This is a genomic window from Faecalicatena contorta (assembly GCF_001404335.1).
GTDB classification, from domain to species: Bacteria; Bacillota; Clostridia; order Lachnospirales; family Lachnospiraceae; genus Faecalicatena; species Faecalicatena contortus_B.
On record NZ_CYZU01000006.1, the window covers coordinates 32,410 to 45,942 of the forward strand.

Genomic DNA, 13,533 nt, shown 5'->3' on the forward strand with positions numbered 1-13,533 from the left:
TTATTTTGGGGCTTGCTTACCCCTTAACCGCGCCGGCCGTTCCGCTGACAATGTACTTCTGTCCGCAGATATAGATGATTAAGATCGGCGCGATTGTCAGGATAATGTCCGCAAATACCATATTCCAGTCATTGAAATGCTCGCCAAAGAAATTATAGATTGAGTTTGTCATTCCCAGTTTTTTATTATCACTGAGGAGATACAGCGGTGTGACAAAGTCATTCCATGCACCCAGAAAATTCAGAACGATCCCCGTTATGGTTGCCGGCTTCAGCAGCGGAAAGATGACCTTGAAAAATAACTGAAACGGGGTACATCCATCTATGACAGCCGCTTCATCCAGTTCCCGGGGGATATTATCGAAAAATCCATAGTACAGGAACACCAGGAATGGAATTCCCAGGGTCGCAAATTCCAGGATAATCCCCAGATATGTATTCTGCAGATGCAGAAACTTTAAGGTGAACAGTGTGGTAACATAATTCACGGGTGCGATCAGCCCCATAAAGAAGTACAGATAAACCCTGTTATGCGCCTTTGAACGCCGTCGGCTCAAGGCATAGGCCGCCATAGAAGAGACCAGAACAGCGATCACCGTAGACACACCTGCCATCAGCATGCTGTTGCCAAAAGCCCGCACCAGGGATCCTGCTTTGATTACCTCGAGGTAGTTCCCCCACTGGAAAACTTCTGGCAGACTGAAACTCAGCATCCTGGACTCTTCCACTGTTTTCAGGGAATTCACCACAATAAAATAGATCGGCACAAGTATGATGCAGCTGCTGGCGGCAATAAACAGAAACTTCAGTAATTTTCTCAGGTTTTTATATGTTTTGTTTTTATTCATTTTTCCCCTTTCCGCTCAGCGCTCTCTGGAGCCCTACCGCTATGATGACTGTCATCAGGAATATGACGACATTCAGCGCATTCGCCATTCCATAACGGCCCATGCCGAATTCTTTGAATACCTGCGTGTTAATGACCTCCGTCAGGCCGCCCGGTCCTCCGCCTGTCAATGAGTAGATGATGTCAAATACCCGCAGGCCGTGGATTGTATTTAATACGGTCACTGTCATCAATGACGGACGCAGAAACGGCAGCGTGATCTTTGTAAACTTTTTCCATGCCCCGGCGCCGTCTATGGATGCTGCCTCGTAATACTCTTCCGGTATCATCTGCAGGCCCGCCAGGAGAATCATCATATTCCAGCCTGCCATCCGCCACACCTCTACCATCATCGTGGAGCCCATGGCAGTGGCGCTCTCCGTCAGCCAGGAATGCGTCAGCCCAGACATCCCCAGGGATTCCAGAATAATGTTCAGCGGTCCGTTGGGCTTGAGAACTGATACAAATGTAATACCTATAATCAGCGGAGCCAGCGCATAGGGCAGAAAGAATATCGTCCGAAACAGATTCCGGCTCTTCAGGCCCTTGTTCAGCAAAAGCGCCAGGCCTAAGCCCAAAAGTGTTTTTAAAATGACGGTAACTACCGTAAACTCAAACGTGTGTCCTATGCTTGCCAGATAATTCCCGCCCTTTGATGTAAAGATGTCCACAAAATTCTGCAGACCGATAAACTGTATATCCGGACGTGTTACATTCCAGTCTGTCATTGAGATTACCATTCCTGCAATGGTTGGGATAATATACAAAACTGTATATAAAATAAATGCAGGCAGTATGAACCTCATCCCATATAATTTTTTCTTATACATATTTCGCCTCTAACTTTTTAAGTATTTTTTGTATAACAAAGTGGGCAAGCCCACCTCAACGCCCCACCCTCTCACTCATGAGGGGCTTGCACACTTTGGTGCCGCCGCGATGCCGCTTTGCGGCTATATATCTTATCGCGGCGTGTGCATCCTCCCGGAGGAATTCCTATGTCATAAAAAAGGAGAATGGCCGACAAAAGCCATTCTCCCAGCCATACATTGTTCTGCAGCTTTGCTGCAGAACCGCCCGAAGGGCATGCGTTACGGGGTGCCCTTTGGGTATAACTTATTCCCTATTTGCCAAAACTCGGCTGTCTGAGGTCATCAATCCCTTTGAGTACATCCTCTGCACTGGAGTTGCCCAGGAACATGCCCTGCATTAAGTTTCCAACCTGTGCGTTGTCCCAGTATAAAACACCGTCTTCCGCCGTAAATCCTGTGCCTGATGCATTGTTTATAACGTCTTCGTATGCCGCCGGCACATTACCCGGGATATCGGTGAAGGAACATGGTCCAAGGTCTTTTCGTGCATCATAATATGCGGTCAGGTTCTCCGGCTGTGATAAGAATTCGAAATAGTCCATAACAGCGTCCGCTACTTTTGTATCCTTATTTACACAACGTCCAATTCCGCCTGCGGATACGCCGAATTCTTTGTTGTCATTCAACGGAATCGGGAACATGCCCCAGGTATCCTGTGTCATTTCCGGATTCACTGCCTCGACCTCTGCCGGGAATGTGGTGTATACAACGCCCATTGCATAGTCGCCGGATGCCATCTTGGCTACCATGTCTTCCCAGGTGTTTGCCATAAAGTCTTTGCCGAAGTATCCGGCTTTTTCCAGTTCAACCATCTGATCCAGTGATTTTGCCAGTCCTTCTTTTCCTGCAAAGACTTCACTGTTATCATTCAGGCCTGCATAAAATCCTTCGTTCTCTGCCTCTTCCTGGGTTGTCATTCCGCCCAGCCAGGTTCCCAGATGCCACTGTGCTGCGCCCGGCTCATAAATTGGAGTTTTGCCTGCTGCCAGGACTTTGTCGCATGCCGCTTTAAAGCTCTCATAGTCTTTTGGAACTTCTGTAATGCCGGCTTCTTTAAAAATGTCCTTGTTATACAGGATTCCCCAGCCGTCTACGCTCCATGTCTGGAACTGTACTATTTTTCCGTCGTTCGATACGCCTTCCTTTGCCCAGTCGGTGTAACGGGACGCCCATTCCTGATCCGACATATCCATCATGTATTTCTCCGGCTGGTATTTGTTGATCGTTACTCCGGAACGTATGTAAAAGATATCCGCGCCTTCCCCTACCGATAATTTGGAGTTCAGTACATTCTCATACTGATCGTCCGGGCTGACCTGCCACTCAATCGTATTGCCTGATTCCTCCTCATACTTTGCCGCCAGTTCTTTATCAATGTCCTTTACCCATCCTGCGGACGCCGCGATTGTGATTGTTGATCCGCCTTTTGATGCCGTGGCGTCTTCTTTCTTGTCCGATGTATCAGAACCCGAATTCCCACATCCTGCCGCAAGCGTCATCATCATTGCCGCGGTGGCCGCCATAGCTGTCATTTTTACTAACTTTTTGTTTCTCATATCCTTCCTCCTTTTTCCTGTAAACCTTATAATGCTATTATATCGTCTTTCTCAAATAAAGCTTTAGAAAAAATCTACCTGATGTTGTGCACATTTTGTACCAGCTTTCCGGCTCTATTGATTTTTCTCATTAGTTCCTCTATAATTTTTATAAGTAATATTTGAGTACTCTAATTGTGAAACGAGGTGCAATAAATGAAATCTCTACACTCTAAACTTTTTTTTAGATACGCTGCATTGATTTTCCCAATTATTGTGATTTTTATGGTTATTCTTTATATTATTTTGGGCAACACACTCCAAAAGAATGCAACCAGCGAGCTCCAGGCCGACTGTGATAATATCTCCACACTCCTGGATGCACAGATGGAGCAGATTGATGAGCTTTCCAAACGTATTGTCAGCTCTGATCCACTCCACTCCTATCTTGTCCGGGATCTATATTCCCATGATATCGATTCCTATAATAATAAGCTGGCATTTTCCACCACGCTTTTTGATATTATTAAGCTTTCTTTCAACCATATGAGCCTCAACATTGCAGACATCGAAGGACATTATATCTATGTAGGCAATAACAGTATTTTTTCCATCCGGGATCCGGAAAGTTTTCACGAGATCTCCTGGTTTAACCCAACCCTTTTAGCTTATGGCAAGAAAAAGATCCTACCGCCTCATATTCCCGAGCTTAACAGCTCCGAGACCCCGGTCGTATCTCTCTGCCGCGCTTTTTCCCCGGATGATACCATGAATCAGACTGCAGTTCTGGAATTGCAGCTGGAGTATTCTTATTTAGATAAAAAGATAAAGAACGCGCTTCACAACCAAAAGGAAATCAAACATATATACGTTTATGACAGCGGTGGGACACTGGTATATCCTTATGAGGCCAGACCCCCTCAGAACCTGAAAAAACGTATGCTGGAGCTCGCAAGGTCACCGGAGTCCGCCCCCCAGTCCACGATTTACCAAACCCGGGATAACGCTTCCACCCTGTTCGCGTGCCATGCTTCCGACTTTACGAACTGGACCGTGTTTGTCACTGCAGAAGAATCAAAGATTTTCGCTTCATTCTATCAATTCCGGACGCTTTTGATTACTGCATCCTTCCTATTATTAATCCTGCTCCTGTTTATCACCTGGCAGATTGCCAATAAGATGACCATCCCGCTGAAGAAGCTGGAGCAAACGGCGCATGCTCTTACCTTTGACAACTTAAGCTCATACGAACTGCCGGATTATAAAAGTACCTTCAAGGAACTGGATTCTCTGTACCGCTCCTTTGAACAGATGCAGCAGAATCTGCAGGACTCGCTGCAGGATGCCATTTCTGCCCATACCATGGCTGCCGACGCCAAGATGCTGGCACTGCAGTCACAGATGAATCCGCATTTTCTATATAATACTCTGGCTTCTATCAGTATTCTGGCCGAAGATGGGGAAAATGAGCAGGCGGTTAAAATGTGTGATTCACTGTCTGTTCTTCTGCGCTATATGTCATCCAACTCTTCAATGGACGTGGCGCTCTGGCAGGAGCTGGAACATCTTCGTTCCTATATATATTTGATCAAGGTAAAATATGGTGAAAGAATCCAGTTTCATATCAATATGGATGATTCCCTTTCACCAATCAAGGTTCCCCGGCTGCTCATTCAGCCGCTGGTTGAAAATTGTATCAAATACGCACTGAATGTGGATCCTCCCTGGGTGATACATATAACCGGATATATTAAGGACTCCTGCTGGGTCATACAGGTTAAGGACAACGGTTCCGGTTTTCCGCCCGATTTTCTGGATTCTTTTCATAAGAAGGTTTTGGAAATCGACTGGAAGAAGCCGCTTCCCGAGCTTTCCATAAATGGCATGGGGATTTTGAACCTTTATATGAGGCTCTTTTTAAAATATAAGCAGGACCTCATTTTCAGTTTAGATAACCTTCCCGGAAACGGGGCGTGTGTTACCATCGGCGGTCCCCTGACACAAAACATAGGAGATAAGAATGATGAAAAATTATCCGATTAAGGTTTTAGTCGTAGAGGATGAAAACCTTCTTTTAAAAAACATCCAGAAGAAAATATCCGCAGTATCCCCCGATTTTCAGATTATTGGGGAGGCTTATAATGGAAAAGAAGCGCTGGAAATCATCCGGGACAATCCCCCCGATATTGTTTTTACAGACATCAGGATGCCCATTATGGACGGCCTGGAACTGGCCCGGATTCTGTATGAAGATTATCCCGATATTTCAACGGTTATCGTCAGTGGTTACGATGATTTTGAGTATGCCCGCACAGTGCTGACCTATCGCGTAAAGGATTATCTTTTAAAACCGCTGCAGCCGGAGCAGCTGAAAAATATTTTGTTTTCACTCAGGGATGCTATTATGGGAAAAAAGAAGGCGGATATATACCGCACCTTGCGGCACCAGCTGAACGCCGAAGAATTCCCGCCCGAATTGGTTAAGTTAAGCAGGACACTCGGTCAGACTTCTTTTTCCTTATTTTTAGTCTGCCTGGATAATCTCTATCTGCGCAGCCAGAAACACAAACACTTTTCTGAATCCGCCATCTGTTCCGGTATGCCGGATTCACTGCCCCGTTTTTCCTGGGATTCGCTGGTCAATGATGCGGAATTTTCATGCTCGGGATACTGGATATTTCCATTTGAAAACAAGAATATATTCTTACTGGTTACGGCGGAGTTATCCGGGCCTCCGGAATGCACTGCACCGCTGATTTTCCAATATATACAGCAATCCCTGCATACGTCCACCGTTAATCTTGTCTATGACAGGAATTACGTAACATTCCCGCTGCTGAATCAGTCTCTCCAGTCATTGAGAAACCGTATGCTCTCTTCCCTTGTAATTGGAAAGTCTTCCTTAATAGCTTTGCCGGCAGAGGATCCTATCCTTCCCCCCGCAATTCTTTCAAAGGTTTCTGTCAGCTACATGCATACCATGATTTCATCCAATAACACTGCCGGTTTCAAAACCGCACTGATGCAGTTGTTTGAAGAATGGAAGGAGCATCCCTATCCCCAGACCTGGGTGGAAAAGGTACTGATGCAGTTATTAAACATGCTGCAGCAGGACTTATATATCTCGGATCACGACTATGAAAAGATGTACCTGCATGTCTTTGATATATTGGAAACACAAAATGATCTGCTTGCTTCCGGTGAAATGATCGCTTCAGAACTTGCACACTGGATCGCCTTAACCTCAGCGATTCCTACTGATATAGAGGTTACGATAGAGGAACTTGATGCATATATCCGCCTCCATTACCGGGAAAATCTGAATCTAACTGATCTGGCTGATAAATATCATTTTAACCACTCCTATCTGACCAGAATATTTAAAAAGCAAAAGGGGCAGTCCCCTTTGAAATTAATCAATTCGCTGAGAATCGAGGATGCAAAAGAACTTTTGTTGAACCCCGAGCTCTCCATCCGGGAAATCAGTGAAATGCTCGGGTTCTCTGATCAGCATTATTTCAGCAGAAGCTTTAAAAATTCTACCGGTCTGTCCCCGAACGAATACCGGAACATGTAGCAGTGTAAACAGTCCCTGCTATCATTTTTCAATTCGTAAGTTTCAGAAAGCCTTAGGAGTATAAAATAAGCACCGGAATGACTTGCATTCCAGTGCTTATTTTCATGCTGCTTCTTCGATCTAGTAAGTCCACCCGTTTTTATTCATTTCTTCAATCGCATCGGCCACAAGTCCAACAAGGATATCCAGCATCTGATTCCCTTTTTCGATGCTTGCCTTGGTCGGATCTCCCGTAGCTCCGGTCTCTGTGATCTCTTTAATATCCCAGATGATGCCCGTTGTCTCGTTGATCTCGATCACCTTCTCCGGTACCTGGCTCTTGGCATGCTCCAGGTTCACCAGTTCAGGACGTACAGCCATCATGATGGATGTCTCGCCCTCTCCGCCGTGGCCCAGGCCGTTCCATACTTCGAAGCGGTCTCCCATGATCGGGCCTACCTTGGTCCACCAGTCAGGCAGATAGAGGAATTTGGCGTCTTTATGGCGGTTCTTTACGTTATGCGCCGCAATCTCAAGCGCCGGTATATTTCCGTCATGCCCGTTCAGGATATAGATATGTTTGATTCCGTTGTTGATCAAACTCTCAAATATGTCCTCTGCGATTGCGATTTCTGTATCATAACGAAGGGTGACTGACATTGGATACTGGTTGTAATGGATGGATGTTCCAAATGGAACGCATGGAACTACAATGACATTATCCAGCTTTTCCGCCACTCTTTTTGCCACCTCTGTGGGGACAAAATAATCCGGTCCCAGACAGCAGTGCCAGCCGTGGCTCTCGCAGGATCCGAAACAGGTGATCGCTGTTACCTGGTCTGCATTTTTCAGTAATTCCTGCACCTCCAGAGCGCTGAATTCATTTAAAAATACTTTTTTCATTTTAAAACCCCTTTCTTTTTTTGATCTGCTAATTCCATTATACCTTATTTTTTTCAGCTTGCTTAAAAAACCGCCCGCGGGGCATGCATTACGGGGCGCCCTTTGGGTATACCTTGCTTTTGCAGCAATACTACAAAGTCTCCATTAATTTCTCGTCTTCCTTCTTATCCGGTGTAAAACGATAGATGATATAGTATACAAACAGCGATACGATCATTGCAAACAGACCTGCCGGCAGGTTGTACGGCAATGTTGTAACGTACTGGAAGATATATCCCAGTGCAGCGCCCACGATAAAAGAAACGATTCCTGCCCAGCGCCATTTCGGCTGTTTATGGAGAAGTTTGTGGTCATACTTTTTATGCCCGATCAGATAGTAGTCAGCCAGGATCGGTGCACACAGCGGCGGAGCCATTGCTCCCAATGTATTAATGAAGTTCGCAAAGAATATCTGGTAAAATCCGATTGCCCCTAATATGGTTCCAAGGATACCGCAGATCGCAACCAGCACTTTTCTGTTTGCCTTAATGCCAACAGCATCCAGGATCGGCCCTGTATAAAGGGAGTTACAGTACAGCTCGCTGTTATCAGTTGTCCACAGAGACGTGGTCCATGCGAATACACCGATAAATGCAAATACCACATTCAGTCCCATCATCCATGCCACATAGTTATACTGTCCTACGCTTACACTTCCGATATAACCTACAATGTTAAGCAGCGGATTGGTGAAAATAAAGCAGGATGCAGCACACAGCCACACCGCCTTAACGCTCTTGTTAAAACGGAACATATCCACGCCCATAACTGCGCCGGCAATCCAACTTCCTACAACCGCCGTGATACCAGTCCCAAGCCCCAGGCCTCCGAGATGGTTTGCTTTATCCATAAAACTTCCAAAGCCGCCGCCTTCTCTCATCATCCCCACGCCTACTACAATGGCAACTACCAGAATAATCGGACATGCAAATTTGGCAACTTTTTCGATTGCACTGATCCCTTTCACCGCACTGTATGTAAATACAACACCCCATACAACAACCGCAATCAGGACTTCCAGCGTAATATCCGGTACCGCTTGGTATCCCCATGCCGCCGGGCTGAATACAATAATGCCGGATGGATTGCCGATCAGGCCGCCCCAGATATCGGCTACCATACCTACGATACTGGAAAACCAGCCGAATGTCATAAGTGCCATCATTGCCATTGGTATGATAAATCCCTTGCTTCCATATGAGTATCTGGAAATTAACGCCAGATTGAGTCCCGTCCTCTGTGCCGCTACTCCCAGCAGGGAAGTCATTACGAATAATGCCCCCATCCCCAGGATTATCGCCAGAATTGCCTCCCCGGGGTTCAGTCCCGGAGCACCGCCGTAGCCTGCCAGCGTACCGCCGACAAACAGGCCTGTTGCCACATAGCCAAACCCTACCCATACCATGACCTGGCTGTAGGTAGAACGGCGTTTTTTCATAGGAACGGCTTCCAGCATGAATTCTTCGTCAACTGTTTCCTCCGGTGCTATGTTTTTTACTTTCTCCTGCATAAATACCTCCTTAATCTTACCCTCATTCCCGGGCTATTTACCGTATCCCAGCGTAACCTCGCCGGCATAATCCGTATTGAATATCTCCCTCACTTTGCTGCTGTCTTCTGTCTGGCCCAAGGCCCACATCAGTTTTGTAACTATTGCCTCCGTCGTCATATCTCTTCCCTGTATCACCCCGCAATCCAAAAGCTTTCTCCCAACTTCATAAAGAGAGAAATCACTCTTCTCGTATAAACACTGGCTCCTCGCAACTACAGAAATCCCGCTGTGGATAAGTTTCTCCAGTTTAGGGACCAGGTTTCTTCTTTCAAAATGTGTCCCGCCTGCACCGAATGCTTCTATAATAATTCCCCGGTATTTCATTTCCAGCAACCTGTCAAATATATCCGGGTTGGTTCCCGGAATCAGCTTCAGTAAAAAGACATCCGGGCAAAGATTTTCTTTCAGGCAGAAATCCTTTCCTTCTCTGCCGCTGATATCCAGTTTATCATACAGGTGTACGCCGTCCGCATACACCTCGCCCAGGTAGGGCGCCGAAATGCTCTCAAATGCATTAAATCCAAGGGTCCGAACCTTCACGCCCCTGCATCCATTGATGATCTTGTCGTCAAATGCAATCATAACCCTTGGGATCCCCGCGTCCACCGCGGCAAACGCCGTCTGCAGGTTCCGTTTTGCATCTGTGAACATCTGCTCAATCGGAATCTGCGCACCGGTGAATACCACCGGTTTATTCAGGTTCTGAAGCATATAGCTTAAAGCGGAAGCCGTATAAGCCATTGTATCGGTTCCATGTGTAATAATGACTCCGTCAAAATCCGGAAGCCTCTCCGCCACAATTCTTGCGATGTACTGCCATTCTTCCGGCTGAATATTGGAACTGTCCAAATTCAGTATATCCTTGCTTTCTATCAGAAAATGCTGTTTTAATTCGGGAAGCATATCCAGAATATCCCCGCATTTAATATCCGGGGTAAGTCCCTGCTTTCCCTGTCTGGCCGCGATCGTACCTCCCGTGGTCAATAACAATACCTTCTTCATAACCTAATTACACCTTTCCTGATATTCACGGGCACCTGTTCTACGCAATTGCCAGTGCCTGCTGCAGCATCGAAGCATCTATATTGCCTCCGGTAATGACAAAACATATTTTTCTGCCCGGCCTGGTATCAATTCTGCCGGTCATTGCCGCCGCTATACCGACACATGCCGAAGGCTCCGCAGTAATCTTGCCCAAAAGAGCCACTTCTTTCATTGCACGTGAGATATGATCCTCATCTATGGTCAGAAGGTGGTCCACATGATCCCGGATCAGCCGGTAATTAATCTCTTCCGCCTTGCTTACCCGCAGACCGTCTGCAATGGTCGTTCCCATCTCTACCGTAACCGGATGTCCCGCACGGAGGCTTTCTGTAAATCTGGGAACCTGTTCCGGTTCCACCGCTGTCACACAGACCCCCGAATCTATCTGCTTTATTGCAAATGCTGCACCGGCCGTCAGGCTTCCTGCTCCGCACGGCACCACAATTTCGTCAAAACCGCCGCACTGTTCCCATGCCTCAACAGCCGCCGTCCCATGTCCGGCAATGACATAGGGATCTATATGGGAATGCACCAGGCAGTATCCGTAATCCCGGATCAGCTCCTCACACTTCCGGTCCCGGTCTTCTCCGGTAAATCCGCAGAGCACCACCTCAGCCCCATACCCTTTTGCCCCCGCAACCTTTGTCCTTGGGGCATTTTCAGGCATCACAATCACCGCTTTGGTTCCCAGCATTCTGGCCATATAACTTACAGCCTGCGCATGATTCCCGCTGGAAGCTGCTGTGACCCCTCGTTTTCTCTCGTCTTCCGTCATGCTGAGCATCTTGTTGGCAACCCCCCGCACTTTAAAAGATCCTGTATGCTGCAGGTTTTCCAGCTTTAGCCAGACTTCAGCACCTCCAAAAAGTTTCTCCAGTCCTTCCGCCCGGATCAGCGGCGTTACTCTTGCATAATCCTGTATCCGTCTTTTAGCCATCATGACATCTGCAATCTGCAGATTTCCTGCGGAATCCATATTAATACCTCCTCTCTTCTTCCTCTATACTACAGCCGGCTTTAAAGTCCAGCATTGCAGTTTCGTCTGCTCAACAATATGCGGAGCATCAAAGTCTTCCGCCCATACGATCCAGTTTCCGCCGAACTGATATGACTCATCCACATGGTCGGCTGCCGCCAATCGTCCCGTCTGCACCTCCACGGTATCCGTGCCTTCCCGAAGCGCTTTCGCCAATGTGCAGAAGAGATCTGCCGGATTCAGGAAATCATCGCCCACCCGATACAACGGTTTTAACTGGGGATATCCCATCACGTAGTCCCGTTCCGTTAAGACTGCCTCCGCAAGTTCCTGCGCGCTGACGGTTGCTGCGTGAACAATAGACCGCTCTTCCTTCTCCGGTCCGTACAAAAGTTCCGGAACAAGCATTCTGCCTGTCACTGCCTTTGCAAGCAAAGTCAGCAGTTCAGACGGTGCAAGCATACCGCCCTTTAGGGAATGATACGTAATTCCGCCGTCAAATCCCTCTGCATATTCCTTCAGATCTGATACCTGCAAGGGAACCAGCCTCTGCTTTTCATAGCGCATGGCCTCTGTGGCCGTTATGTATTCTACATTCTCCTTCTCCCCCGTATATTTCAGAAATCCCCGGAGCGCCTCCAGGTTATCTTCATATGCCTTCTGGCTGCGAAGCGGTGACGGCCGGCAACTTACGGGGTTTACCCCTCCGGCAAAATTCACTTCATCCCAGAACTCTTCCGCCACTAACTCTGTCGGATGATCATAAATACTCAGGAATACAACGTCCTCCCCACGCATATCCATTTCATCAAAAGCCCGGATCATGTGCTCCAGCTGATTTGGCTCATGCCTGGAGTGGATCAGATTCACAAGCCCAGTCATACAGTACAGGCCCGCATACCAGAATATCCCGCCATTCACGTCCATGATCGGATGTGCGTCCATATAAGTAGGTACTCCCATCCTTCTGGATGCTGCAAATGCCTGCGGCGCCCATGCCACGCCCGGATGGCCGTAGCTCATCAGATGCTGTCCGGTAAGCTCCGCCAGCTTCAAAAAGCCCGGATATTCCCTCCGGAAGAATTCTTCCGTCCCCTCCCGGAACCCGTAATGTTCCAGGTATTCCGTGGGCAGCGGGTGAATACTGTGCTCCGTTGTATGGAAGCAGAGCTCATGCCGCTTTAACTTCTCAAGAATATCGGTACGCCCCTTTTTCTGTAAAAGTTCCACCTTTTTTGTACAGAACTTCAGTGTCGCACGCACTCCATACTCATCCAGAATCCGGAGGATATCATAAAATGCATCGTCCGATTCCGCCGTCAGATAGTCTTCAACATCAAACCACAGCAATACTTTGATCTGTTTCATCTTCATCACCTCTTTTACCTGTTCTCAGTAACCTCTTGTATCCCGAAAGTAAATACGGTATTCCGCACCTTCCAGCTCTCTTGCCACATACTGCTTTGCCTGCTCCACATCCCGTTTGATCAGCACCTCCACCAGCTCCATGTGTGCCTCCAGAAGCGCCTTGGCGCCGGAGCTCTTCCATTCCCGGACAAAGACCCTTCGAAGGTTGTTGAGCACATTCTCCAATGCAGACACCAAATACCTGTTGCGGGACAAATATGCAACGGACATATGAAAATCCATATTCATCTCGCTGTATTCCTGATAAGTACTGCCCTCCGCCTTCTTCACGTGCTCCTCAGTCAGTTCCTGTAAAAACTTGAGTTCATCGGCTGTTGCATACTGGATCGCCATTTCCGCACAGGCCTTTTCTAAGATGCCTCTGTACTGAAACAGACTCTGCAGTTCCATGACGGAAATGCCTTTGACAAGGTAGCCTTTGTTCGGAATCTTCTCCAGAAATCCTTCCATACACAGGTAATTCAGCGCTTCCCTGGACGGGGTCTTGCTGACTCCAAATTTCTGGGAGATCTCGGCCTCGGTAATCATATCGTTCTCATTGTAGTTCCAGTTGATAATATCATTCCGAAGCTCATTCAGCACCCTTTCTGTCATAGACTGTTTCTTTGCCATCTCCAGCCTCCTTTCTCCTGTCATATTCTAACGATGTATCAGTGATATATCACTGATGTATTTTAGTTAATATTAACAAGCCATTAATTCTTTGTCAATACTTATTGTGAACTTTGTATAGGGCACAAGAT

The 13,533-nt window shown here is 47.2% G+C and carries 11 protein-coding genes; 2 read left to right on the forward strand and 9 right to left on the reverse strand.

Annotation, left to right across the window (positions count from 1 at the left end; translation table 11 throughout):
- Positions 1–16: 16 nt before the first annotated feature.
- The 3 genes from ARB69_RS04445 to ARB69_RS04455 form a co-directional block, all read right to left on the reverse strand.
- The gene (locus tag ARB69_RS04445) at positions 17–847 is read right to left on the reverse strand and encodes a carbohydrate ABC transporter permease (protein ID WP_025655876.1); all 831 of its coding nucleotides are present in this window, start codon (positions 845–847) and stop codon (positions 17–19) included.
- Entirely contained in the window at positions 840–1,715 is an 876-nt protein-coding gene (locus ARB69_RS04450) for a carbohydrate ABC transporter permease (protein WP_055151374.1), read from the reverse strand. Before ARB69_RS04450 ends, ARB69_RS04445 begins: the two co-directional genes overlap by 8 nt.
- A 293-nt stretch (positions 1,716–2,008) precedes the next feature.
- Complete coding sequence (locus tag ARB69_RS04455) at positions 2,009–3,313, reverse strand: ABC transporter substrate-binding protein (protein WP_055151377.1); 1,305 nt, start codon at positions 3,311–3,313, stop codon at positions 2,009–2,011.
- 195 nt (positions 3,314–3,508) lie between these two features.
- Here ARB69_RS04455 and ARB69_RS04460 point away from each other — a divergent pair, with 195 nt between their 5' ends.
- Together ARB69_RS04460 and ARB69_RS04465 are read left to right on the forward strand one after the other, a co-directional pair.
- The gene (locus tag ARB69_RS04460; protein WP_055151380.1) at positions 3,509–5,335 is read left to right on the forward strand and encodes a sensor histidine kinase; all 1,827 of its coding nucleotides are present in this window, start codon (positions 3,509–3,511) and stop codon (positions 5,333–5,335) included.
- A complete protein-coding gene (locus tag ARB69_RS04465; RefSeq protein WP_083487016.1) occupies positions 5,313–6,869 on the forward strand; it encodes a response regulator in 1,557 nt (518 codons plus the stop codon). Before ARB69_RS04460 ends, ARB69_RS04465 begins: the two co-directional genes overlap by 23 nt.
- A 120-nt stretch (positions 6,870–6,989) precedes the next feature.
- Here the strand turns inward: ARB69_RS04465 and ARB69_RS04470 are convergent, their stop codons facing one another.
- The 6 genes from ARB69_RS04470 to ARB69_RS04495 form a co-directional block, all read right to left on the reverse strand.
- Entirely contained in the window at positions 6,990–7,751 is a 762-nt protein-coding gene (locus ARB69_RS04470; RefSeq protein ID WP_050640692.1) for a creatininase family protein, read from the reverse strand.
- Between the two features lie 130 nt (positions 7,752–7,881).
- The gene (locus ARB69_RS04475) at positions 7,882–9,300 is read right to left on the reverse strand and encodes a purine-cytosine permease family protein (RefSeq protein WP_055151386.1); all 1,419 of its coding nucleotides are present in this window, start codon (positions 9,298–9,300) and stop codon (positions 7,882–7,884) included.
- 33 nt (positions 9,301–9,333) lie between these two features.
- Entirely contained in the window at positions 9,334–10,344 is a 1,011-nt protein-coding gene (locus ARB69_RS04480; RefSeq protein WP_055151389.1) for an asparaginase, read from the reverse strand.
- Between the two features lie 40 nt (positions 10,345–10,384).
- Positions 10,385–11,362 carry a threonine ammonia-lyase gene (locus tag ARB69_RS04485; protein ID WP_050640695.1) on the reverse strand — a complete coding sequence of 326 codons (978 nt, stop codon included), beginning with the start codon at positions 11,360–11,362 and terminating at the stop codon, positions 10,385–10,387.
- A gap of 24 nt (positions 11,363–11,386) precedes the next feature.
- Positions 11,387–12,730 (reverse strand): hypothetical protein, encoded by a 1,344-nt coding sequence (locus ARB69_RS04490; protein ID WP_242857525.1) that lies wholly within the window; start codon positions 12,728–12,730, stop codon positions 11,387–11,389.
- Between the two features lie 24 nt (positions 12,731–12,754).
- Positions 12,755–13,402, reverse strand: coding sequence for a GntR family transcriptional regulator (locus ARB69_RS04495; RefSeq protein WP_242857526.1), 648 nt, complete (start codon positions 13,400–13,402; stop codon positions 12,755–12,757).
- Positions 13,403–13,533: the final 131 nt, after the last annotated feature.

What these genes read in the sequence shown, in the direction of transcription:
- ARB69_RS04465 (WP_083487016.1), top strand. Translation starts at nt 5,313, where the DNA reads ATGATGAAAAATTATCCGATTAAGGTTTTAGTCGTAGAGGATGAAAAC.
- ARB69_RS04495 (WP_242857526.1), bottom strand. Translation starts at nt 13,402, where the DNA reads ATGGCAAAGAAACAGTCTATGACAGAAAGGGTGCTGAATGAGCTTCGG.
- ARB69_RS04475 (WP_055151386.1), bottom strand. Translation starts at nt 9,300, where the DNA reads ATGCAGGAGAAAGTAAAAAACATAGCACCGGAGGAAACAGTTGACGAA.
- ARB69_RS04460 (WP_055151380.1), top strand. Translation starts at nt 3,509, where the DNA reads ATGAAATCTCTACACTCTAAACTTTTTTTTAGATACGCTGCATTGATT.
- ARB69_RS04455 (WP_055151377.1), bottom strand. Translation starts at nt 3,313, where the DNA reads ATGAGAAACAAAAAGTTAGTAAAAATGACAGCTATGGCGGCCACCGCG.
- ARB69_RS04485 (WP_050640695.1), bottom strand. Translation starts at nt 11,362, where the DNA reads ATGGATTCCGCAGGAAATCTGCAGATTGCAGATGTCATGATGGCTAAA.
- ARB69_RS04480 (WP_055151389.1), bottom strand. Translation starts at nt 10,344, where the DNA reads ATGAAGAAGGTATTGTTATTGACCACGGGAGGTACGATCGCGGCCAGA.
- ARB69_RS04470 (WP_050640692.1), bottom strand. Translation starts at nt 7,751, where the DNA reads ATGAAAAAAGTATTTTTAAATGAATTCAGCGCTCTGGAGGTGCAGGAA.
- ARB69_RS04490 (WP_242857525.1), bottom strand. Translation starts at nt 12,730, where the DNA reads ATGAAACAGATCAAAGTATTGCTGTGGTTTGATGTTGAAGACTATCTG.
- ARB69_RS04450 (WP_055151374.1), bottom strand. Translation starts at nt 1,715, where the DNA reads ATGTATAAGAAAAAATTATATGGGATGAGGTTCATACTGCCTGCATTT.
- ARB69_RS04445 (WP_025655876.1), bottom strand. Translation starts at nt 847, where the DNA reads ATGAATAAAAACAAAACATATAAAAACCTGAGAAAATTACTGAAGTTT.